The organism is Sideroxyarcus emersonii, assembly GCF_021654335.1.
Classification (GTDB): domain Bacteria; phylum Pseudomonadota; class Gammaproteobacteria; order Burkholderiales; family Gallionellaceae; genus Sideroxyarcus; species Sideroxyarcus emersonii.
The window spans coordinates 905,406-927,532 of record NZ_AP023423.1; the positions used below are offsets into that span (position 1 = coordinate 905,406).

Annotated in this window: 20 protein-coding genes; 17 read left to right on the top strand and 3 right to left on the bottom strand. The window is 60.3% G+C overall.

What is annotated here, in order from left to right; genetic code table 11:
• Positions 1-224 precede the first annotated feature (224 nt).
• Positions 225-428 carry a cold-shock protein gene (locus L6418_RS04455; protein WP_237248268.1) on the top strand — a complete coding sequence of 68 codons (204 nt, stop codon included), beginning with the start codon at positions 225-227 and terminating at the stop codon, positions 426-428.
• A gap of 95 nt (positions 429-523) precedes the next feature.
• Here L6418_RS04455 and L6418_RS04460 read toward each other — a convergent pair whose 3' ends face one another.
• Positions 524-2,746, bottom strand: a complete 2,223-nt coding sequence (locus L6418_RS04460; RefSeq protein ID WP_237248269.1) for an NADP-dependent isocitrate dehydrogenase — start codon at positions 2,744-2,746, stop codon at positions 524-526.
• A gap of 32 nt (positions 2,747-2,778) precedes the next feature.
• Between L6418_RS04460 and L6418_RS04465 the strand changes: the two genes are divergently transcribed.
• From L6418_RS04465 to pbpG, 16 genes are all read left to right on the top strand, one after another.
• On the top strand, positions 2,779-3,321 hold the full coding sequence (locus L6418_RS04465; RefSeq protein ID WP_237248270.1) for a pseudouridine synthase: 543 nt from the start codon (positions 2,779-2,781) through the stop codon (positions 3,319-3,321).
• 357 nt (positions 3,322-3,678) lie between these two features.
• Positions 3,679-4,761, top strand: a complete 1,083-nt coding sequence (wecB, locus tag L6418_RS04470; RefSeq protein ID WP_237248271.1) for a non-hydrolyzing UDP-N-acetylglucosamine 2-epimerase — start codon at positions 3,679-3,681, stop codon at positions 4,759-4,761.
• Between the two features lie 64 nt (positions 4,762-4,825).
• A complete protein-coding gene (locus L6418_RS04475) occupies positions 4,826-5,068 on the top strand; it encodes a zinc ribbon domain-containing protein (protein WP_332875552.1) in 243 nt (80 codons plus the stop codon).
• Positions 5,065-5,682, top strand: a complete 618-nt coding sequence (locus tag L6418_RS04480) for a DUF502 domain-containing protein (protein WP_237248272.1) — start codon at positions 5,065-5,067, stop codon at positions 5,680-5,682. The genes L6418_RS04475 and L6418_RS04480 overlap by 4 nt, the downstream gene beginning before the upstream one ends.
• A gap of 38 nt (positions 5,683-5,720) precedes the next feature.
• A complete protein-coding gene (gene aspS / locus L6418_RS04485) occupies positions 5,721-7,517 on the top strand; it encodes an aspartate--tRNA ligase (RefSeq protein WP_237248273.1) in 1,797 nt (598 codons plus the stop codon).
• 1 nt (position 7,518) lies between these two features.
• Entirely contained in the window at positions 7,519-7,896 is a 378-nt protein-coding gene (locus tag L6418_RS04490; RefSeq protein ID WP_237248274.1) for a ribonuclease domain-containing protein, read from the top strand.
• Positions 7,897-7,898: 2 nt separating this feature from the next.
• Positions 7,899-8,273, top strand: coding sequence for a barstar family protein (locus L6418_RS04495; protein ID WP_237248275.1), 375 nt, complete (start codon positions 7,899-7,901; stop codon positions 8,271-8,273).
• Complete coding sequence (gene nudB / locus L6418_RS04500) at positions 8,273-8,725, top strand: dihydroneopterin triphosphate diphosphatase (protein ID WP_237248276.1); 453 nt, start codon at positions 8,273-8,275, stop codon at positions 8,723-8,725. Before L6418_RS04495 ends, nudB begins: the two co-directional genes overlap by 1 nt.
• Positions 8,715-9,812 carry a quinolinate synthase NadA gene (gene nadA / locus L6418_RS04505; protein ID WP_237248277.1) on the top strand — a complete coding sequence of 366 codons (1,098 nt, stop codon included), beginning with the start codon at positions 8,715-8,717 and terminating at the stop codon, positions 9,810-9,812. The genes nudB and nadA overlap by 11 nt, the downstream gene beginning before the upstream one ends.
• 182 nt (positions 9,813-9,994) lie before the next feature.
• The gene (locus L6418_RS04510) at positions 9,995-10,747 is read left to right on the top strand and encodes a hypothetical protein (protein WP_237248278.1); all 753 of its coding nucleotides are present in this window, start codon (positions 9,995-9,997) and stop codon (positions 10,745-10,747) included.
• A 151-nt stretch (positions 10,748-10,898) separates the two neighbouring features.
• The gene (locus L6418_RS04515; RefSeq protein ID WP_237248279.1) at positions 10,899-11,642 is read left to right on the top strand and encodes an endonuclease/exonuclease/phosphatase family protein; all 744 of its coding nucleotides are present in this window, start codon (positions 10,899-10,901) and stop codon (positions 11,640-11,642) included.
• Entirely contained in the window at positions 11,639-12,805 is a 1,167-nt protein-coding gene (gene clsB, locus L6418_RS04520) for a cardiolipin synthase ClsB (protein WP_237248281.1), read from the top strand. Before L6418_RS04515 ends, clsB begins: the two co-directional genes overlap by 4 nt.
• A 166-nt stretch (positions 12,806-12,971) precedes the next feature.
• Positions 12,972-15,425, top strand: a complete 2,454-nt coding sequence (locus L6418_RS04525; protein ID WP_237248282.1) for a glycogen/starch/alpha-glucan phosphorylase — start codon at positions 12,972-12,974, stop codon at positions 15,423-15,425.
• Positions 15,422-16,423 (top strand): glucokinase, encoded by a 1,002-nt coding sequence (gene glk, locus L6418_RS04530; protein ID WP_237248283.1) that lies wholly within the window; start codon positions 15,422-15,424, stop codon positions 16,421-16,423. Before L6418_RS04525 ends, glk begins: the two co-directional genes overlap by 4 nt.
• Before the next feature lie 261 nt (positions 16,424-16,684).
• Positions 16,685-18,463 (top strand): ABC transporter ATP-binding protein/permease, encoded by a 1,779-nt coding sequence (locus L6418_RS04535; RefSeq protein WP_237248284.1) that lies wholly within the window; start codon positions 16,685-16,687, stop codon positions 18,461-18,463.
• Positions 18,464-18,550: 87 nt separating this feature from the next.
• Entirely contained in the window at positions 18,551-19,462 is a 912-nt protein-coding gene (gene pbpG / locus L6418_RS04540; RefSeq protein WP_237248285.1) for a D-alanyl-D-alanine endopeptidase, read from the top strand.
• A gap of 67 nt (positions 19,463-19,529) precedes the next feature.
• Here pbpG and L6418_RS04545 read toward each other — a convergent pair whose 3' ends face one another.
• Both L6418_RS04545 and L6418_RS04550 read right to left on the bottom strand, forming a co-directional pair.
• Entirely contained in the window at positions 19,530-20,498 is a 969-nt protein-coding gene (locus L6418_RS04545) for a bile acid:sodium symporter family protein (RefSeq protein WP_237248286.1), read from the bottom strand.
• 37 nt (positions 20,499-20,535) lie between these two features.
• Positions 20,536-22,125 carry a gamma-glutamyltransferase family protein gene (locus L6418_RS04550; RefSeq protein WP_237248287.1) on the bottom strand — a complete coding sequence of 530 codons (1,590 nt, stop codon included), beginning with the start codon at positions 22,123-22,125 and terminating at the stop codon, positions 20,536-20,538.
• Positions 22,126-22,127 lie beyond the last annotated feature (2 nt).

A 22,127-nucleotide genomic window follows, 5' to 3' on the forward strand; every position in this document is an offset into this window, starting at 1 on the left:
CTCGGATGCATATTTGACGATTAGCTCGGGTTTTTCAAGTCAATTCGACAATATTTTGTATTTAGCCCTTGACGTTATAAGTTCAAGTGGGGTAAAAAGCGCTCGGGTGTTTGAATCAAAGTATCTGCAGTGCTGGTTTTGCCATGTGCGGTCCCATTTGCGATCTTGGAATTCAAACAATTTGACGGGATTTCCACCCGTCGTTTTTTGTAAGGAAGCAAAGCATGGCAAACGGTACTGTTAAGTGGTTCAACGACGCAAAGGGTTTCGGTTTCATTACTCCCGATGATGGCAGCGAAGACTTGTTCGCACATTTCTCCGCAATCAACATGAGCGGCTTCAAGTCCCTCAAAGAAGGCCAGAAGGTCTCTTTCGAAGTGGTGCAAGGCCCGAAGGGTAAGCAAGCTTCCAACATTCAAGCCGCCTAATTAGCGGTTTTTTTGTTGCCGTAAAAAGCCTGCCGCGCAAGCGGCGGGCTTTTTTTGTGTGGTCCGGGGCAGGAGGAAGGTGCTGCCTGTCCTGATCAAAGGGCGTTCAAGGCCGTATTGAACGTTGTGCTTGGCCGCATTGCCTGCGAGGTTTTGCCAAAGTCCGGATGGTAGTAGCCGCCCATATCGACCGGCTTGCCCTGCACCGCCAACAGTTCCTGGTTGATCTTGGTCTCGTTGTCGGTCAAAGTCTGCGCCAGCGGCGCAAACCTCTGCTGCAACTCCCTGTCGCCGGCCTGCGCGGCCAATGCCTGCGCCCAGTACAGGGCGAGGTAAAAATGGCTGCCACGGTTGTCAATCTCGCCGACCTTGCGGGCTGGCGACTTGTCGTTGTCGAGGATTTTGCCGATTGCCTGGTCCAGCGTATTGGCCAGCACCTGCGCCTTGGGATTCTTGAACGTCTGCGCCAGATGTTCCAGCGACACGCCCAGTGCAAGGAATTCGCCCAGCGAATCCCAGCGCAGGTAGCCTTCCTGCAGGAACTGTTGCACGTGCTTCGGCGCAGAACCGCCCGCGCCGGTCTCGAACATGCCGCCGCCGTTCATCAGCGGCACGATGGAAAGCATCTTGGCGCTGGTGTTGAGTTCCAGGATGGGGAACAGGTCGGTGAGGTAGTCGCGCAGCACGTTGCCGGTGACGGAGATGGTGTCCAGTCCCTTGCGGGCACGTGCCAGTGTGGCGCGGCAGGCATCTGCCGGTTCCATGATCTGGATGTCGAGTCCGCCGGTGTCGTGATCTTTCAAGTAGCGCTCGACCTTGGCGATGATCTGCGCATCGTGCGCGCGGTTCTTGTCCAGCCAGAAGATGGCAGGCGTGCCGGACAGGCGCGCGCGTGTGACGGCGAGCTTCACCCAGTCCTGGATGGGGGCATCCTTGGTCTGGCAGGCACGGAAAATGTCGCCTTGTTCGACGTTCTGCTCCAGCAACACCTTGCCGTTCTCGTCAACGATGCGTATCACGCCATCGTTGGCGATTTCGAAGGTCTTGTCGTGCGAACCGTATTCTTCGGCTTTCTGCGCCATCAACCCGACATTGGGTACGCTACCCATGGTGGCGGGGTCGAGTGCCCCATTTTTTTTACAGTCTTCGATGGCGGCGGCATAGATGCCCGCGTAACAGCGGTCGGGGATCATCGCCAGCGTGTCATAAGGCTTGCCGTCGGCTCCCCACATCTTGCCGCCATCGCGGATCATCGGCGGCATGGACGCATCGATGATCACGTCGGAAGGCACGTGCAGGTTGGTGATGCCCTTGTCGGAGTTCACCATTGCCAACGCCGGCCCGTTGCGGAAGCAATCGGCGATGTCGGCCACGAGCGCGGAGCGTTGGGCTTCCGGCAAGGCGAATACCTTCGCCTCCATATCGCCGAAACCGTTGTTGACGTTGATGCCCATCTCCCGCAGTTGCACTCCATGCTTGTCGAACACTTTCTGGAAGAACACGGAGACGGCATGGCCGAACATGATGGGGTCGGACACTTTCATCATGGTGGCTTTCAGGTGCAATGACAGCAGCACGTCCTCCTTCTTCGCGGCAGCGATCTGTTCGGCGTAGAACTGGCGTAGCGCACGGCGGTTCATCACGGCGGCGTCGATCACTTCGCCAGCCTTGAGTGCAAGTTTGTCCTTGAGGAGGGTGATTTTGCCATCCTTGCCCGAGAATTCGATGCGGGTGGTGACGGCCTCCGGCACGGTTACGGATTTTTCGCTGCCGTAGAAATCGCCGTTGTTCATGTGCGCCACGCGGGTCTTGGAACTGGGGAGCCACTTGCCCATGCGGTGTGGATGCTTGCGCGCGTATTGTTTGACCGATGCGGCTGCTCGGCGGTCGGAGTTGCCTTCACGCAGTACCGGGTTCACCGCGCTGCCCAGCACCTTGCCGTAGCGCACCCTGATCTCCTTCTCTGCATCCGTCTTCGGGTCTTCTGGATAGTCGGGCACCTTGAAGCCCTGTGACTGCAGTTCCTTGATCGCGGCCTTCAATTGCGGAACCGATGCGCTAATATTCGGCAGCTTGATGATGTTCGCTTCCGGCTTCATTGTCAGTGCGCCCAGTTCGCCCAGCCCGTCCGCGACCTTCTGGGCGGCGGTCAGATGCTCGGGGAAGCTGGCGAGGATGCGCCCGGCCAGCGAGATGTCGCTGGTCTCGACGGTGACCCCGGCCGCCTTGGTGAAGGCCTGTATGATGGGCAGCAGGGAGTAGGTTGCCAGTCTCGGCGCTTCGTCGGTCAGGGTGTAGATGATCTTTGGGGTCGTCATGATGTTCTTGGAAATGGGTAAGAAATTATTAAATGAGTCGCATCCTGTTGTTCAATAAACCCTATGGCGTGATCTGCCAATTCAGCCGTGACGGGATGCACCCGACGCTGGCCGATTATATCGCCGTTCCCGATGTTTATCCCGCCGGACGGCTGGATACCGACAGCGAAGGCCTGCTGCTGCTTACCGACGACGGGAAATTGCAGCATCGCATCACCGATCCGAAGCACAAGCTGCCCAAGACCTATTGGGTGCAGGTGGAAGGCATTCCCGGCGAGGTAGCATTGGAGCGCTTGCGGCGCGGCGTGCAGCTCAATGACGGGATGACCTTGCCTGCGGAGGTGCGGGCGATGGCTGAACCCGCCGGCTTGTGGCAGCGCGATCCGCCCGTGCGTTTTCGCAAGAACGTTCCTACCGGCTGGCTTGCGCTCACCATTCGCGAAGGTCGTAACCGCCAGGTGCGGCGCATGACGGCCGCGGCCGGATTTCCCACCCTCAGACTGATCCGGTATTCGATTGGCGACTGGTCGCTGGAGCGGGTGGCGCCCGGAAAGTGGTTGAGTCTGGATATCTAAATCCATTCTTTCGATATGGATTATGAATGTCAGCCTGTCGTCAGTTGCTGTCCGGCTGTCGTCGAAGTGGCGCGTTTTGTACGAATGCAGTCATTCCCCTGAAAACAAGTGCTTATGCGCATCCCGGGCCGGCTGGATTTCATGGCACGGTTGTTGCGATGAATGCCGGTGAAGTTCCCGGAGCTGCGGGAACGTTTTCAAGGATGACGCATGAAACCAGTTTGGCTCGGCATTGTTTTTTTCATCATATACGGCCTGTTCTCCATGAAGAGCAGGGCGGCGGAGAGTGTCCCGGTCAAGGGCGCTGTTTGCGGCATGAACGGCGTTTGCTGGAGCGTACCCGGCCAGGGCCGATAGATGCGCAAGATAATCGTTGCGGCAGGTACGCATTCCGAGGCCCTCCACATGGCGCCGCTGGTGCTGCATCTGCAATCCTTGCCTTCGATACAGACCATCGTTTGCGTTGCAGCGCAGTATCGCCATGCGGTGCTCGAGGCATTCGGCAGTTTCGGCATCGAGTCCGGCAATACGATCCTGTGCGAACAGGCGCCGGAGGCTGGCGGATCGCATCCGTTCGATCGTCTGCTTGAACAACATAGGCCCGACTGTGTGTTACTCCATGGCGATACCATGATGGCAGCCGGGTCGCGCTACCTGCAGTTGCCCGCAGGCAGACATGCCGGAGTGTGCATGCACGAACTGCGCTATCCGGTCCGGCAAGGTGCGAGCGATGGCGCGGTCGAGCTGGCCGCCAGCAACCATTTTGTTCCCACGGAACTGTTGCGCGGTGAACTGCTGGCAAAGGGCATCGCGCCTGAAAAGATATTCCTGACCGACAGTATCGCCGTCGATGCCATGTTGCTGGTGGTCGAGCGCATTCGCCGCGACGACGCCCTCAGGGCGGGGGTGGCGGCTGCTTTCCCCTTCCTTGATCCGGGCAGGCGCCTGATCTTCGTCAACGCCCCGCGGTACGACAATTCCGATGCCAGGCTGGAAAGCATCTGCCGTGCTTTGAAGAGACTGGCGGTGCGTACCGATGTGCAACTGGTCTATCAGGCAGGCCACGATACGAGGGCAAACGATCTTGCGCGCGATATTTTTGCCAATCATCCCGGCATCGTCTGCATTGAGCCGCAGGATTACCTGCATTCCGCCTACCTGTTGCATGCGGCCTACCTTATTCTGACCGACCTGGACGATACCCTGAGGGGGGCGCTGTCGCTGGGCAAGCCGGTGCTGGTGCTGCGCGATATTTCGGAACGCCCGGCGACTGTCGATGCAGGTACCATCCGGCTGGTGGGATGCGAGGCGGAGCGCATCCAGCGGGAATGCGGCATGTTCCTGGACGATCCGTCCTATTACCGCGCCTTTTCCGCCCATCGGAACCCGTTCGGGGACGGCCATGCCAGCCAGCGCATCGTGGAGACATTGTTGCGATAAAGCAGCTTCTTGGAATGAGGGGGCACAGGGTATAATGCGCGCCTTTCAAATATAGGAGCTGGTTATGCCTATTTACGAATATCGTTGCAGCAGTTGTGGTGCGCAAAAAGATGTCATGCAGAAGTTCAGCGATGAGCCGCTGACGAAATGTCCGGAATGTGGCCAGGAAACGTTCTCCAAGCAGTTGAGCGCAGCCGGTTTCCAGCTAAAAGGCAGCGGTTATTACGTCACCGACTTCAAAAACAAGCCGAGTCAGTGTGAAACCTCGCCTTGCGCGACTTGCCCGTCCGCGGGTGCTCATTCGTGAAAAAATACCTGTTGACCGGGTTGCTGGTATGGGTTCCCCTGGGGATCACCCTGTGGGTATTGAACCTCATCATCGGCACCCTGGATCAGACGCTGGGCTTGCTGCCGTCGCACTGGCGTCCGGATGCGTTGCTCGGCGTGCATATCCCGGGCTTGGGCGTCATCCTGACGGCGCTGGTGGTGCTGATCACCGGCTTGCTGGTGCGCAACGTGTTCGGACAGCGGCTGTTGCGCTACTGGGACGGCTTGCTGCGCCGCATTCCCTTCGTCAACGCCATCTACAACAGCGTCAAGCAGGTCAGCGATACGCTGTTGTCCGAGAGCGGCAATGCGTTCGGCAAAGTGCTGCTGGTCCGTTACCCGCATGCGGAAGCCTGGTCGCTGGCTTTCCAGACCAGCGTGCCGGGCGAGGTGACGCGCGTACTGGAAGGCGACGAATACGTCGGCGTCTTCGTGCCGACCACACCCAGCCCGGTCAATGGTTTTTACTTCTACGTCAGGAAATCCGAAACCATCGAGCTGGATATCAGCGTGGATGCGGCATTCAAGGCCATCATTTCGATGGGCGTGGTGACCACGCCCGATGCCGCGCCCAGGATCGCCGGCGCCAATTAGTTTTTCATTTGTAATTCCCTGCCTAACTGTATTTCATCATGCGAACTCATTACTGCGGACAACTCAACGTTACCAACCTCGGCCAGACCGTCACTCTGTGCGGCTGGGCACATCGCCGCCGCGACCACGGCGGCGTGATCTTCATCGACCTGCGCGACCGCGAAGGCCTGGCGCAAGTGGTGTGCGATCCGGATCGGGCCGACATGTTCAAGGTCGCCGAATCGGTGCGTAACGAGTATGTGCTGAAGATCACCGGCCGCGTGCGCCGCCGTCCCGAAGGCACGGACAACAAGAACATCCCCAGCGGCGAGATCGAGATCCTGTGCCATGAGATCGAAGTGCTGAACGTCTCCGTTACACCTCCGTTCCAGCTGGACGACGAGAACCTGTCCGAGAACGTGCGCCTGACCCATCGCGTGATCGACCTGCGCCGTCCGCAGATGCAGCACAACATGATGCTGCGCTACAGGACTGCGCGTGCGTTCCGCCGCTTCCTCGACGACAAGGGCTTCATCGACATCGAGACGCCGATGCTGACCAAGTCCACGCCGGAAGGGGCGCGCGACTACCTGGTGCCGTCGCGCGTGCATGCGGGCGAGTTCTTCGCGCTGCCGCAGTCGCCGCAGCTGTTCAAGCAGATGCTGATGGTGGCGGGCTTCGACCGCTACTACCAGATCACCAAGTGTTTCCGCGACGAAGACCTGCGCGCCGACCGCCAGCCGGAATTTACTCAGGTGGATATCGAGACCTCCTTCCTGACGGAGGAGCAGATCATGGTGCTGATGGAAGAGATGATCCGCACCGTGTTCAAGGAAGTGCTGAACGTCGCGTTGCCCAACCCGTTTCCGCGCATGACCTATGCGGAGGCGATGGGCCGTTTCGGTTCAGACAAGCCTGACATGCGCGTGACGCTGGAGATCACCGAAGTCACCGATGCGGTGAAGGATGTGGCGTTCAAGGTATTCTCCGGTGTGGCGAACTCCGACACCGGCCGCGTGGCGGCGTTGCGTGTGCCGAACGGCGGCGCATTCTCGCGCGGCGAGATCGACGAATACACCAAGTTCGTCGGCATCTACGGCGCCAAGGGGCTGGCCTACATCAAGGTCAATGACGTCACGCAACTGAACGAAACCGGCCTGCAGTCACCCATCGTGAAGAACCTGCATGCCACAGCCCTGAAGACCATCATCGAGCGTACCTGCGCGCAGAACGGCGACATTATCTTCTTCGGCGCCGACAAGGCCAAGATCGTCAACGACGCGCTGGGGGCATTGCGCAGCAAGATCGGCCACGAGAAAGGCTATACCAACGGCAAGGCATGGGAGCCGCTGTGGGTGGTGGACTTCCCGATGTTCGAATACGACGACGAAGCGAAGCGCTGGAACGCCTGCCATCACCCGTTCACCGCGCCCAAGGACGAGCATCTGCAATTCCTCGAAAGCGATCCGGGCAAGTGCCTGGCCAAGGCCTACGACCTCGCCCTGAACGGCTGGGAGATCGGCGGCGGCTCGGTGCGTATCCACAAGGAAGAAGTGCAGAGCAAGGTGTTCCGTGCGCTCAACATCAACGCGGAAGAAGCGCAGCTCAAGTTCGGCTTCCTGCTCGACGCGCTGCAATACGGCGCGCCGCCGCACGGCGGCCTGGCCTTCGGCCTGGACCGCATCGTCACCATGATGACCGGCGCCGAGTCGATCCGCGACGTGATCGCCTTCCCCAAGACGCAGCGCGCGCAATGTCTGCTGACGCAGGCGCCGTCCGCGGTGGACGAGAAGCAATTGCGCGAACTGCACATCCGCCTGCGGCAGCCTGCGCCGACCGAGGCAGCCAAGGAATAGCATGCGGTACGCAGTACAAGCACGGTGGTGGCTGTTCGTCGGCTTGCTGCTGTGTTTGCCGCTGGTCCAGGCACACAGCCATCACTCGCATGTTGCCGCAACCACTCCGGCCATCCCCGTCGCCGAACTGCCGCCGGAGGCGCGCACCACCTTGCAACTCATCCAGCAGGGAGGCGAGTTCCCATATCGCCGCGACGGCGTGGTGTTCGGCAACTACGAGCATGTGCTGCCGCAGCAGCCGCGCGGTTATTACCACGAATACACCGTGAAGACGCCGGGAGCGCATGATCGCGGCGCGCGGCGCATCGTGTGCGGTGTGGTGCCCGAATGCTATTACACCAGCGATCATTACCGCACTTTCCGCCGTATCGAGGAGTGAATATGAGCGATTTGTGCAAACGATTGCAGAATGTGGGCGAGGCCGGTGTGTATCGGCTCAACTGTGCGCCGGACGATCTGCGCAAGAGTGCGGCAGAGTGCGGCTATGTCGTGTTCGAGGCGAATCTGGCCGATGCTCGCGGCAAGGGCGAGGTGCTGGCCGAACTGGCGCGAGTGATCGCAGCGCCGGACTGGTTCGGCCATAACTGGGATGCGCTGGCCGACGCGCTGGGAGATCTTTCCTGGAAGGCTGCGCCGGGCTACGTGCTGGTCTTGCATGGCGAGGCAACGGGCGAAGAGATGCTGAACGATATCCTCGACGCGACGGTGTCGTTCTGGAAGCTGCAGGACAAGCCATTCTGGGTATTCTTCGCCTGATGCCGCAATACAAACAGCCGATCTCCGCGCTTATCGTCATCCATACCCGCGCGCTCGAGGTGCTGCTGCTGGAGCGTGCCGATTCCCCCGGCTACTGGCAATCCGTGACGGGCAGTCGAGACGGGGAGGAGTCCTTGCGCGAAACCGCCATCCGCGAAGTGGGTGAGGAAACCGGCCTGGATGCGACACGCTATGTGTTGACGGACTGGCAGATGCAGAACGTGTACGATATCTATCCACAGTGGCAGCACCGCTATCCGCCCGGTGCCACCCGCAACACCGAACATGTGTTCGGGCTGCAACTCCCGCAGCCGCTCGCAGTCCAACTTGCGCCGCGCGAACACCTCAGCTATCAATGGTTGCCTTGGGATGAGGCGGCAGACAAGGTGTTTTCGCCGAGCAACCGTGCGGCGATCCTGCAATTGCCGGAAAGGGTAAAGCGTGTCCGATAACGTCATTTCCATCGCCTATGAACATCCCGATGCGGCGCAGACCGGTTGCAGCACGGCACATGCCTGGGCGAAGAAACCGCGCGAGCCGGAGCCCGGCGAGAAGGTCGAACTGATCGCGCGTATCAAGCGCCTGTTGAAGGAGCAGGATGCCGTGCTGGTCGCACATTACTACGTGCACCCTGACCTGCAGGACCTGGCGGAACAGACCGGCGGTATCGTGTCCGATTCGCTCGACATGGCCAATTTCGGCCATCAGCATCCGGCCCGGACCATTGTCGTGGCAGGTGTGCGCTTCATGGGCGAGACCGCGAAGATATTGAACCCGGAAAAACGAGTGCTGATGCCGGACCTCGAGGCGGAGTGTTCGCTTGACTTGGGCTGCCCTGCCGATGAGTTCACGGCCTTCTGCGATGCGCATCCGGACCGGACCGTGGTGGTGTATGCCAATACCAGCGCCGCAGTGAAGGCGCGCGCCGACTGGATGGTGACCAGCTCCATCGCCTTGCCGGTGGTGAAGCATCTCAAGGAGCAGGGCCGGAAGGTATTGTGGGCGCCCGATCGACATCTGGGCAGCTATGTGCAGGAGCAGACGGGCGCCGACATGCTGCTATGGCAGGGTTCGTGCATCGTGCACGACGAATACAAGGCAAAGGAACTGCATGAGCTCAAGGCGCAACACCCGGGTGCGCTGGTACTGGTGCATCCCGAGTCACCGCGCGCCGTGGTTAAGCTGGCCGATGTGGTCGGCTCCACCACACAGCTGATCAAGGCCGCACAGACTTCTCCCAACAAGGAATTCATCGTTGCCACCGACAACGGTATCCTGCACAAGATGCGCACCCTGTGCCCGGATAAGGTTTTCCTCGAAGCGCCCACTGCCGGAGTCGGCGCGAACTGCACCAGCTGCAGCCACTGCCCGTGGATGGCGATGAACGGCTTGCTGAATCTGGCCGAGGTGCTGGAAACGGGCAACAACGAGATCCACGTCGATCCCGCCATCATCCCGCGCGCAGTGATGCCCATCAAACGCATGCTGGATTTTGCCAGGCAGATCAACCTGCCGACGCGCGGGATAGGTAACGCGTGAAAACCCGGGCGCTTCCGGGCCACAGACAGACCGTCGCGGCAGCATCCCATCCGGATCAATCGTTTCCCGGCAAGACTCCCTGGCCGTGACTATCCAGGCCGTTTGGCATATGGTACTTTTCTTGTGTCTGAGGTAAGTTTGCCGGTGATTGCAAGGCACCGTACCGGGTAGTCGGGAAACGTATGAACCCTATTAAAGCTGACTCCGCCAGTTACACAATCCCTTCGCTCCGACGCTGGCGAGTGGTGGAGATTACAACGCAAAATGGAGTGTCCAGCCGTCATGTTTATGGTCATGACATAACGAATGACACAGACCGCGCATCTACCAGCATCAAGGAGTTCAACCGGGAAACAATGACCGTTACCACCCACAGAGGCAGCATATACAAGCTGCTGGGCGCACCAGGTCATTCTCGTGGGGGAGCGCAAGTCTGGAAAGAGTGGTGTAACAGGCATGGGGTCGTTTCCGAACTCGACGTGACCGACGAATACTTCAGCGTCGACAAGCTGTTCTCGAAAGCTAGCGAAGAGCTCTATGTTGGGCTGCAAGAATTAGCCGACTCTACCTTCCCCCGGCGCTGTGAAAGTTGCGGCCGGGAATATCGTAACGCCGCCGAATTCCTTGCGGCCACCCGGCCTGCGTCCCCCGATGCCAGCGGGCTGGAGCGACACGGCGACGATGATGCCAAAATGATCGTGGAGCTGTTCCGCAATTGCGTTTGCGGCTCGACCTTGCACGAAAGCATCGGAAACCGGCGTGACCTTGGCGAATACGGCGTCAAGCGTCGTATGCGATTTGAGGACATGGTCAACAAGCTGGTTGCGAAAGGCTACACGGAAGAAACAATACGAGGCGAACTGCTTAAACTCATGCGTGGGCAACCCAATGATGTGGTGAGGCTGGCAAAGCGCAGGAATCCACAGAGGCGCTAGCTGATCTCCAATCGAAATGCTGTGCGCCAGCCGAGGGGGAAATTAATGCACGCGTTGCCTGGATCGGTTGAACTGGCAGTTCTTTAAGAAGAAGCCCGTGCACTCCGATTGACACATCATTCCTCATCGCCGATTGGGTAGAATGCCACCCATGACCCCCCTCAAGATCGCCACCTACAACATCCATAAAGGCTTTTCGCAGTTCAACCGGCGCGTGGTATTGCATGAATTGCGCGAGCGCCTGCGCGAACTGGATGCCGACATCGTGTTCCTGCAGGAAGTACAGGGCGAACACGCGGGCCATGTACAGCGCCATACCGATTATCCCGTTGAGCCGCAGTACGAATTCCTAGCCGATCATTTCTGGGCGCACCATGCATACGGCATGAATGCGGTGTACGACGAAGGACATCACGGCAATGCCATCCTCAGCCGTTTTCCCATCGTGCAGGCTGTCAACAAGGATGTGTCCGCGCACCGTTTCGAAAGCCGTGGCCTGCTGCACTGCGAAGTGGAGGTGGGTGGGCAACGAATACATTGCCTGTGCGCGCATTTCGGCCTGTTTGCCAGGGGGCGGCGTGCGCAGACGCATGCGCTGGTCGAGTATGTGCAGAGCGAGATATCGCCGCAGGCGCCGCTGCTGATCGCCGGCGACTTCAACGATTGGCGCAATCGCTTGAGTCGCACGCTGGCCGCGGAACTGGGCGTGCAGGACGTGTTCGACCAGCTTGAGGGCAAGCCGGCGCGCAGTTTTCCCTCGCGCATCCCGCTTTTCCGGCTGGACCGCATCTATGTGCGCGGCTTCAGGGTGCAGTATTGCGATGTGCATATCGGCGGCAAATGGAAGCGCCTGTCCGATCATGCTGCCCTCTCTGCACAACTGGCGCGTTCATGAGTCCAGCCCATCTGGTTTCTGGCAACGAACTGACGCTGTTGCAGAACGGCGTGGCGCTGTTTCCCCAGCTATGTGCCGATATCGATGCGGCAAAACATTCCGTCTATCTTGAAAGCTACATCTTTGCCGCCGACGAGAGCGGTCATCTGGTCGGCCAGGCGTTGCGGCGGGCGGCAGAGCGGGGAGTGACGGTGCGGGTGCTGCTGGACGGGTTCGGCTCGGCGGAGCTGCCGGCTTCGTTCGAAGACGAATTGCGCAAATCGGGGGTCGAGGTGCACTGGTTCAGGCGCGAGATCTCGCCTTTTACCTTCAGGCGCAGCCGCATGCGACGGCTGCGTCGCATGCACCGCAAGTTGGCGGCGATGGACGGTGAGGTGGCGTTCGTGGGGGGCATCAATATCATCCACGATATACCGGCGAAACTGGGTTTCGATGCGCCGCGCCTGGATTATGCGGTGCGGGTGCGCGGCGAACTCGCCGGCGAGGTGCAGGCGGTGATGCAGCGTTTGTGGGAGATGGTGTCCTGGGCGTCTTTTCGCAAGCGCGTCAGGGAGCAAGGCTGGCGCCTGTACCGGATCAGGCGGCATCCCGATGCCAGGGTACAGCTGGTGTTGCGCGACAACGTGCGGCACCGGCGCGACATCGAACGCGCCTATCTCAAGGCCATCGCCGGTGCGCAGCGCGAGGTCATCGTCGCCAATGCCTATTTTCTCCCCGGCCGCCTGTTCCTCCGGGCGCTGGTGCATGCGGCGAGGCGGGGGGTGCGTGTGATGCTGGTGGTGCAGGGCAAGGTCGAATATCGCTTGCAGCATTACGCTACGCTCGCACTGTACGGGCGACTGCTGGCTGCGGGGGTGGAGATCTACGAGTATCACGCCAGCTACCTGCATGCCAAGGTGGCCGTGGTCGATGGCGAATGGGCGACGGTGGGATCTTTCAATATCGATCCTTTCAGCCTGTTGCTGGCGCGCGAGGCGAACCTGGTCGTGGACGACACCGGCTTTGCCGGGGCCCTGCGCGGCAGCCTGCTGGATGCGATCGACCGCGATGGGCGGCGCGTGAAGTTCGCCCGTTCCAGCCTGCTCACGCGTTTGTTTGCGCGCGTGAGTTACGGGCTGGTGCGCTTCATCATCGGCGTGCTGGGCATCGCCAAGCGACACTGAGGCGCGGCCAGATTGGGAGGCCAGGCATGCGGTCGTCCCGCACGAATTGACAGTGCCCGGTACGGCGCGGAGAATCGGTGACGGAGCTACCACGGCAATGGATGCAGGCGTATCACATGGGGGAGCGATGAGCAGCAAGGCATCACCGCAGCATCGGAACGCAGGCATGAGCAAGGAAGAGATCCAGGTATCCCTGGGCGATCACCTGTTCTATTCCAGCAGCAAATACCACACCGATGCGACCATGCACGACTGGTTCCAGACCACTGCGTATGCCGTGCGCGACCGCCTGGTCGAGCGCTGGATGAAAACCATGCAGCGTTATTACGAAAAAGATGCGCGGCGGGCCTATTATCTGTCGCTCGAATTCCTGGTAGGCCGCACGCTCAGCAACGCAACCCTGAACCTCGAAATCAACGAACAGTGCAAGTCTGCGCTCTACGAGCTGGGGCAGGAATTCGAAGCGATCGCCGAGATGGAGGCCGATGCCGCCCTCGGCAACGGCGGGCTGGGACGCCTGGCGGCATGTTTCCTCGATTCCATGGCGACGCTCGATCTGCCCTGCTATGGCTACGGCATTCGTTATGAATACGGCATGTTCCGCCAGAGCATCGAGAACGGCATGCAGATGGAGCATCCGGACAACTGGCTGCGTTACGGCAACCCGTGGGAATTCCCGCGGCCGGAGTTGCTGTATCCGGTGAAGTTCTACGGTCGAGTGGTGGAATACCGGCATGAGGACGGCTTGCTTAGGCACCACTGGGTGGAGACCGACGATGTGATGGCGATGGCCTACGATACGCCTGTGCCGGGTTACGGCGGCAAGACGGTCAATAACATGCGGCTGTGGGCGGCGAAATCCTCGCGCGATTTCGAGTTGCGCTATTTCAACCAGGGCAACTACATCCAGGCCGTGGCCGACAAGAACGAATCGGAAAACCTGTCCAAGGTGCTGTATCCGGATGACTCGACCGAGATGGGGCGCGAATTGCGCCTGAAGCAGCAGTATTTCTTCGTCAGCGCCTCGCTGCAGGACATGCTGTACCGTTACAAGAAGAACCACACAGGCTGGGCACAGCTGCCCGACAAGGTCGCGGTGCAATTGAACGACACGCATCCCTCCATCGCCATCCCCGAGATGATGCGTTTGCTGGTGGATGTGCACAAGCTGGCGTGGGACGATGCCTGGGGGATGACGTCCCGCATCTTCTCCTATACCAACCACACGCTGATGCCCGAAGCGCTGGAGAGCTGGCCGGTGGCCATGTTCGAGCTCATGCTGCCGCGCCACCTGCAGATCATCTATGAGATCAATCACCGCTTCCTGCAGCAGGTGATGCACCAGTTCCCAGGTGACGGGGAGCTGCTGCAGCGCCTGTCCCTCATCGACGAGGGCGGCGTGCGCCGCGTGCGCATGTCGCACCTTGCGATCGTCGGCAGCCATACGGTGAACGGCGTTGCCGCACTGCATACCGAACTGATGAAGAGCACCATCTTTGCCGATTTCGAATATGTCATGCCGGGCAAGATCATCAACATGACCAATGGCGTCACGCCGCGCCGCTGGCTCAATCAGGCCAACCCGGGATTGGCCAGGATCATCACCGAACGTATCGGCAAGGGCTGGCTGACCGACCTGGACCAGTTGCAGAGATTGCGCGGCTATGCCGAAGACGAGGGTTTCTGGCAGCAGTTCCATGCAGCCAAGCAGGCGAACAAGGAGCGTCTCGCCGGGTTGATCGGCCGGCAGTTGTCGATCGAGGTTGACCCGGCTTCGCTATTCGATATCCAGATCAAGCGCATCCACGAATACAAGCGGCAGTTGCTCAACGTGTTGCACGTGATCACGTTGTACAACCGGATTCGCGCAGGGACCCATCCAGATATCGTGTCGCGCACGGTCATCATCGCAGGCAAGGCGGCGCCCGGCTATGCGATGGCCAAGCTCATCATCCGTCTCATCAACGACGTTGCCGAGATCGTCAACAACGACCACCAGATCGGCGGCAAGCTCAAGATGGTGTTCATCCCCAACTACGATGTCTCCAATGCCGAGCGCATCGTCCCGGCTGCCGACCTTTCTGAACAGATATCCACTGCCGGGACGGAAGCTTCGGGCACCGGCAACATGAAACTGGCGCTCAACGGCGCACTCACTATCGGGACGCTGGACGGTGCCAACATCGAAATACGCGAGGAGGTGGGGGCGGAGAACTTCTTCCTGTTCGGCCTGGCTGCAGAGGAGGTCAAGGCGCTGCGTCCGCGATATGACCCGCTTGCCTTTTACCATGGCAACGCCGAATTGAAACAGGCGCTGGACATGATCGCGAGCGGCTATTTCTGCCCGGACGAACCGGGCCGCTATGCGGAGATTGCCGACGCCTTGCTCAAGCACGGCGACGGTTTCATGTTGCTGGCAGACTATGCATCCTATGTCGCCTGCCAGGACAAGGTCGGCGAGCTGTACCGCGATCCGCAAGAATGGACGAAACGCGCCATACTCAACGTGGCGGGGATGGGCAAGTTTTCCAGCGACCGTACGGTGCGCGAATATGCGGAGCGCATCTGGCATGTCGCACCGATCGATACGCAAACCGAGCAGGGCAAGGCGAATGGATGAATGATGCGATGGCTACGGTGATTGCTGGCGACATCGGCGGCACCAAGACGCGGCTGGCGGTCGTCGAGGTGTCCGGTAGCGCGGTGGAGGTGGTGCGGGAACTCAGCTATCCGAGCCGGGATTTCGGGAGTTTCGAGATATTGCTGGCGGATTTTCTCGGGGATGCGGCGGTGCCTGACTGTGCGGCGTTCGGCGTTGCCGGCCCGGTGCAGGGCAGAACGGTGCAGACCACGAACCTGCCTTGGTATATCGATGCCGATGCCTTGCAGCGGCGTTTCGGTTTCAGGAACTGCGATTTGCTGAACGACCTGGAAGCGGCTGCCTGCGGATTGCCCGCATTGGGCAGCGAAGACTGGCTGACTTTGCAGCAGGGCGCGGCGGATGCGCGCGGCAACGCTGCGGTTATCGCCGCCGGCACCGGGCTGGGTGAGGCGGGCCTGTTCTGGGATGGGCGGCGGCATCATCCCTATGCCACGGAAGGGGGGCATGCCAGTTTCTGTCCGCGGGACGATGTGGAAGTGGAACTGTTGCTGCATTTGCAGAAAATCCATGGACATGTCAGCTGGGAGCGCGTCGTCTCGGGTATGGGGCTGGTCGATCTGCACGGGTTCTTGCGTAATTATCGCCGCGCCGCGCTGCCCCGGTGGCTGGAGGAGGGCATGCGCGCAGGCGATGCCGCGGCTGCCATTTCGCGTGCGGCACTGGACGGCAGCGACGACATCTGTAGCGAGACGCTGGAACGCTTCGTTCAATTGTATGGGGCGGAAGCGGGCAACCTTGCCTTGAAAACGATGAGCCGGGGGGGGCTGTATGTAGGCGGCGGCATTGCCCCCAGGATATTACCCCTGCTGCTGCGCGGCGCGTTCGTCGAAGCGTTCTTGGCCAAGGGACGGATGCGCCCTTTACTGGAGTCCATGCCGGTGCGGGTGATACTGAACGAACGGGTTGCGCTCTATGGCCCGGCGCTCCACGCTGCCCGTGCCGCCGAAGCGGGCTGATGCACACAAGCTGTGCGCTATGCGACATTGGTGTGCGACTCCGCTCGGAGTATCCTGTCGGCTTCGTGTAAATCCATTATTAATCAATGGTGAGACAACTGGCATGGCGTTTGCTCAGTATTGAATGAAAGCGGCTCCGGGGTTCCCAGCCTCGCCGCTTTTATGTATCTCCTCCTGTTTTGGGCATCCTTGCGGATGCCCGTTTTTTTGCGGGTTGTGCAGCAGGCTATAATGCATGCTGAAACTTATTGTGATGCCCAGATGAATCCCTATTCGACCACTCCTTCCGCCCAGACTCGTGCCGACTGGCGGGTCATCCGGAGCCTGTTACCCTACCTGCTCGAATTCAAGGTCCGCCTGGTTGCCGTGATCGTGCTGCTGGTACTGGCAAAACTCGCCAATGTGGTCGTGCCGCTGGCACTCAAGGCGGTGGTCGATGCGATGAGCAAACCTCAGGCGATGCTCACCATTCCGGTGTTCCTGGTGGTCGGTTACGGCGTGCTGCGTCTGTTAAGCACGTTGTTCGGGGAGTTGCGCGACGCTTTGTTCGCCAAGGTGACGCAACGCGCGATCCGCCGCGTGGCCCTGCAGGTGTTCCAGCATCTGCACAGCCTGAGCCTGCGTTTCCATCTGGAACGGCAGACCGGCGGGGTGTCGCGCGATATTGAACGCGGTACGCGCGGGATCAGTTTCCTGCTCACTTTCCTGTTGTTCAACATTCTGCCGACCCTGCTGGAGATCGGGCTGGTGGCGGCGATCCTGTTCGTCAAATACAACCCGTGGTTCGCCATCATCACCTTCGCGACGCTGGTGCTCTACATCGCTTTCACCCTGGCGATCACCGAATGGCGCATGGTGTTCCGCCGCACCATGAACGACATGGACTCCAAGGCCAACACCCGGGCGATCGACAGCCTGATCAATTACGAGACGGTGAAATATTTCGGCAACGAGCGATACGAGGTCGAGCGTTACGACGAACAGATGCAGCGCTGGGAAATCTCGGCGGTACGCAACCAGACCTCGCTGGCGACACTCAATGCAGGACAAAGCATCATCATCGCCATCGGGGTGACGTTGCTCATGCTGCTGGCGGCAGATGGAGTGGTGAAGGGCACCATGACCATAGGCGATCTGGTGCTGGTCAACGTCTACATGTTGCAGCTCTACATGCCGCTGCATTTTCTCGGCTTCGTCTATCGGGAGATCAAGAATGCCCTGGCCGACATGGAGAAGATGTTCCGCCTGCTGGATGTGAACAAGGAAATCGCCGATGCACCGGGTGCGCAACCGCTCAAACTGGAGCATGCCGCCGTGCGTTTCGAAAATGTCCGTTTCTCCTACGATCCGGCGCGCGAGATATTGCATGATGTCAGTTTCGATATCCCTTCCGGGCATACGGTAGCGGTGGTGGGGGCAAGCGGGGCAGGCAAATCCACCCTCTCGCGTCTGCTGTTCCGCTTCTACGATGTGAATGCAGGCGTCATTTCCATCGACGGGCAGGATATCCGCTCGGTCACGCAGACGAGCCTGCGTGCGGCCATCGGCATCGTGCCGCAGGATACGGTGCTGTTCAACGACACGATCTATTACAACATCGCCTACGGTCGTCCCGAAGCCACGCGCGATGAAGTGATCGCAGCCGCCCAATCGGCGCATATCCATACTTTCATCGAATCCCTGCCGCAAGGTTACGATTCGATGGTGGGCGAGCGCGGCTTGAAGCTGTCCGGTGGCGAGAAACAGCGCGTCGCTATCGCCCGGGCGATCCTGAAAAATCCCGCGATACTGATCTTCGACGAGGCGACCTCGGCGCTGGATTCCAAGTCCGAGAAGGCCATACAGGACGAATTGCGCAACATCGCCCAAAACCGCACCACACTGGTGATTGCTCACCGTTTGTCGACCGTCATTGACGCTCATCAGATTCTGGTGATGGACAAAGGACGCATCGTCGAACGGGGGACGCATCGTAACCTTCTGGAAATACAGGGAATATATGCCCAGATGTGGGCGCTGCAACTGCAGGAAGAACATTAGCTATTTTGCGACATGCGTTGAATTTTATTGTTTTTATAAGGTATCCTGCCGGCCGTCATTGGATTCAAAGGGATTCAGAGGGGAATCATGCATAAGAAAATCATCATGCTGGCATTGTTCGGCCATCTGTTGCAGGCCTATGCGGCAGGCGACGAGGAGGCAAGCCAGGCGGTGCGCAACGACCAGGCGTCCGTGCAGGCTTTCAGCCGCATGCCGGCGCCGAGGCTGCAATCCGCCATCGCCATGATCTACGATGAACAGGACCAGCGTCCGATCTATGCCAAGAATGCCGATAACGTCGTCCCGATCGCTTCCATCACCAAGTTGATGACGGCGATGGTGGTTCTCGACGCAAAACTGCCCATGGATGAACCGATCAGCATCAGCGCGGAGGATCGCGATCACCTGAAGGGAACCCGCTCGCGCATGCGCAACGGCATGACACTGACGCGCGACGAATTGATCAAAGTGGCCTTGATGGCTTCCGAGAATCGGGCTGCCGCCGCACTGGCGCGCACCTATCCGGGCGGCACACCCGTGATGCTGGCGATGATGAACGCCAAGGCGCGCGAATTGGGCATGAATTCGACGCACTTCTACGATCCCACCGGACTGAACAGCGCGAACGTCTCGACCGCGCAGGACCTGGTCAAGATGGTAATGGCGGCACAGGGCTATCCCGATATCCAGCGCTATACCACGACACAATCGCATATCGTGCAAGTGGAGGGCCGCCGGACATTGCGTTACAGCAATACCAACCCGCTGGTAAGAAACTCGCAATGGGAGATCGGTGTCAGCAAGACCGGTTATATCAGCGAGGCTGGCCGTTGTCTGGTGATGCAGGCCAGGATTACCGACCGGCCGGTGGTGATCGTGCTGCTGGATTCCTGGGGCAAGCGTACCCGCGTCGGCGATGCCGTCCGTGTCAAGCACTGGATGGAGAGCGCGGTTGCCGGGAACATGCGGCATGTCAGCTACCGCAGGTATAACCGCTGAAGCCAGGTTTTTCCAGCAAAGTGACGAAGGAAACGGGGGCGCAAGCCCCCTGTTTCTTTGCAGCCCGTTATTTCTCTGTCCGATGGGCCCAGTGCTGCGCGATGATGCCACCCACTGCCAGTTGCAAGGGGTGATAGATCATGATGGGCATGAGGATGAGCCCCAAGGCGGGATTGGCGCCGAATATCAGATGGGCCATGGGTACCCCGGAGGCCAGAGTCTTCTTGGAGCCGCAGAAGATGGCCGCGATGCGATCTTCCGTGGATAGCCCAAGCAGATTAGACAGGGCTCGGGTCAAAAATAACACCAGGGAGAACAACACTCCGGTGCCAGCGATGGTTTCTGCCAGCATGATGGGACCATAGTGTGACCATATGCCCTGCTGCACCGAATCGCTGAAGGAGGTATAGACCAGCACAAGGATGGTCAGTCGGTCTGCCATCTGGATCCGGGCTTTGTTGCGGCTGGCCCACGCACTCAGCAATGGGCGGGTGAGTTGTCCCAGCACAAGTGGCAGCACCAGCCATAGCAACAAATCCATCACCACTGGCGCGACGGCGAAAGCGGTGCCACTGCGACCCAGTATCCAGGCCATCCACAGCGGGGTCAGCACCACGCCGATAAGGCTGGAGAGGGTGGCATTGAACACCGCTGCCGGCACGTTTCCGCGGGCCGCCACGGTGAGCGCGACGGAGGAGGAGACTGTGGATGGCAGGGCGCAGAGGTAGAAGAAACCGTCTTGCAGATCCACTGACATCCAGTCGCCGGTGAGTTTGAGAAATCCCCATCCAAGTAGCGGGAATATCAGGAAAGTACTGGCCTGGATGAGGAGATGCACCTGCCAGCGCAGCGCCCCGTCGCGTAGCGCCAGGAAACTCAATCCCAGGCCGTTGAGAAAAAATATCAGGGCGATGCCTGCCTTGTTGAGCAGTTCCGGATGCAGGAAACCGCCGTGGGCACCGGGGGCGGGCCACAGAAAAGCCAGCCCGACGGCCACCAGCATGCCCTTGAGGAACCAATCGAACTTGAATTTCATGCCGGATGTCTTTTCTCGGGATCGATAATGGACGGCATCACCATGCAGCCACGCAGCCGTCGCTGCGCGGGTCTTCTCCACCCTCGATCCAGCCTTGCGGGTGCAGCACCAGCGCACCGGCATGGCCCATGCGCTCGTCGAAATCGGCCACCATCTCCACCGGGTGTCCCAGCTTGCGCAAGGACTGGATGACGTGCGGCGGATAGCGGGACTCCAGCTTCAGCGTTGTACTCTGTTCCGCCCAGGTACGGCCCAGCAGCCAGCGAGGCGCTGCCACGGCAGAGCGCACGTTGTGGCCGCCCCATACGTATCGGGAAAACACCGCCGCCTGGGTTTGCGGCTGGCCTTCGCCGCCCATGGTGCCGTAGACCAGCAGGCGTCCGTCGTCCAGCGCGGCCATGGCCGGATTGAGCGTATGGAAAGGTTTGCGCCCAGGTTCCAGGCTGCGCAGGCGGCCCGGCTTGAGGTCGAAGGAGCAGCCGCGGTTCTGCCACCAGATGCCGCTGCCCAGCAGCACGACACCGCTGCCGAATTCGAAATAGATGCTCTGGATCATGCTCACTGCCCGCCCCTCGGCGTCCACCACGCCCATCCAGGTGGTGTCGCCGTCGGAGACGGGGGCCGGCCACGGGCTGGCGTGGTGCAGGGGTATGGCTGCAGCTGAGGCATCCAGTGTCTTGTTGCTTAACAGCGCGGACGGATCGACGGTCATGTGTGCGGGGTCGGTTACATGCCTGTCGCGCAACAGGAAGGCCTGCTTGGTGGCTTCCACCAGCGCATGGACACCCTCCGCGTTGTCCGGGTTCCAGCCGCTTTGGCGGATGCGGTCGTAGATGCCGAGGATCTGCAGCGAAGCCAGGCCCTGGGTTGGCGGCGCCATGTTGTACACCGTGGCATTGCTCAGGCGCAGTTGCAGCGGCGGTTTGATCCTGGCCTGGTGACTGGCCAGGTCGGCAGCGGTGACGGGGCTGCCGATGGCGGCCAGGTCGGCGCCGATCTGACGGGCCAGCTCCCCGCGGTAGAAATCCTCGGCACCCGCCCGGGCCAGTTGCTCAAAGGTGTCCGCCAACACGGGGAAGCGATGAGGCTGGCCATATGCGGGGATTTGTCCCCGATCCAGGAAGGTCGAGGCAAACCCGGGCTGGTTGACGAGCTCGGCCAGTTTGGCGCGGGTATTTTCCTCCTGGCTGCGGGTCACGGGAAAGCCTTCCCGTGCATAGCGGATCGCGCTTTCCAGCAGGCGTGCGAACGGCAGGCGGCCGCCCCAGCGTGTGCGGCTGTAGTCATAGGCTGCGCCCCAGCCGGAGACCGTGCCGGCGACCGTATTGGCGGCCAGCGGACCGCGCCATGGAATGCTGTCCAGCCCGCTGTACAGCTCCCGGGTGGCTTTTGCGCCCGCCGCGCCGCAGGCGTCGATGGAGTTCATGCCTTGTCCTGGCGCGTGCAGCAGCCAGAAAGCGTCGCCGCCGATGCCGGTCATGTGGGGATAGACAACCGCCAGGGTGGAGGCCACGGCGATGGTGGCTTCGATCGCGTTGCCGCCTTCGCGCAGGATATCGAGGCCAGCCTGGGAGGCGAGGGAGTGGGGGGCGACGACAGCGCCCCGGCTGCCAAGGATGGGATTCATGA

Excerpts from the sequence above, each read along its gene's own strand:
- L6418_RS04455 (WP_237248268.1), top strand. The coding sequence starts at position 225 with ATGGCAAACGGTACTGTTAAGTGGTTCAACGACGCAAAGGGTTTCGGT.
- L6418_RS04460 (WP_237248269.1), bottom strand. The coding sequence starts at position 2,746 with ATGACGACCCCAAAGATCATCTACACCCTGACCGACGAAGCGCCGAGA.
- L6418_RS04465 (WP_237248270.1), top strand. The coding sequence starts at position 2,779 with ATGAGTCGCATCCTGTTGTTCAATAAACCCTATGGCGTGATCTGCCAA.
- wecB (WP_237248271.1), top strand. The coding sequence starts at position 3,679 with ATGCGCAAGATAATCGTTGCGGCAGGTACGCATTCCGAGGCCCTCCAC.
- L6418_RS04475 (WP_332875552.1), top strand. The coding sequence starts at position 4,826 with ATGCCTATTTACGAATATCGTTGCAGCAGTTGTGGTGCGCAAAAAGAT.
- aspS (WP_237248273.1), top strand. The coding sequence starts at position 5,721 with ATGCGAACTCATTACTGCGGACAACTCAACGTTACCAACCTCGGCCAG.
- L6418_RS04490 (WP_237248274.1), top strand. The coding sequence starts at position 7,519 with ATGCGGTACGCAGTACAAGCACGGTGGTGGCTGTTCGTCGGCTTGCTG.
- L6418_RS04495 (WP_237248275.1), top strand. The coding sequence starts at position 7,899 with ATGAGCGATTTGTGCAAACGATTGCAGAATGTGGGCGAGGCCGGTGTG.
- nudB (WP_237248276.1), top strand. The coding sequence starts at position 8,273 with ATGCCGCAATACAAACAGCCGATCTCCGCGCTTATCGTCATCCATACC.
- L6418_RS04510 (WP_237248278.1), top strand. The coding sequence starts at position 9,995 with ATGAACCCTATTAAAGCTGACTCCGCCAGTTACACAATCCCTTCGCTC.
- L6418_RS04515 (WP_237248279.1), top strand. The coding sequence starts at position 10,899 with ATGACCCCCCTCAAGATCGCCACCTACAACATCCATAAAGGCTTTTCG.
- clsB (WP_237248281.1), top strand. The coding sequence starts at position 11,639 with ATGAGTCCAGCCCATCTGGTTTCTGGCAACGAACTGACGCTGTTGCAG.
- L6418_RS04525 (WP_237248282.1), top strand. The coding sequence starts at position 12,972 with ATGAGCAAGGAAGAGATCCAGGTATCCCTGGGCGATCACCTGTTCTAT.
- glk (WP_237248283.1), top strand. The coding sequence starts at position 15,422 with ATGAATGATGCGATGGCTACGGTGATTGCTGGCGACATCGGCGGCACC.
- L6418_RS04535 (WP_237248284.1), top strand. The coding sequence starts at position 16,685 with ATGAATCCCTATTCGACCACTCCTTCCGCCCAGACTCGTGCCGACTGG.
- pbpG (WP_237248285.1), top strand. The coding sequence starts at position 18,551 with ATGCATAAGAAAATCATCATGCTGGCATTGTTCGGCCATCTGTTGCAG.
- L6418_RS04545 (WP_237248286.1), bottom strand. The coding sequence starts at position 20,498 with ATGAAATTCAAGTTCGATTGGTTCCTCAAGGGCATGCTGGTGGCCGTC.
- L6418_RS04550 (WP_237248287.1), bottom strand. The coding sequence starts at position 22,125 with ATGAATCCCATCCTTGGCAGCCGGGGCGCTGTCGTCGCCCCCCACTCC.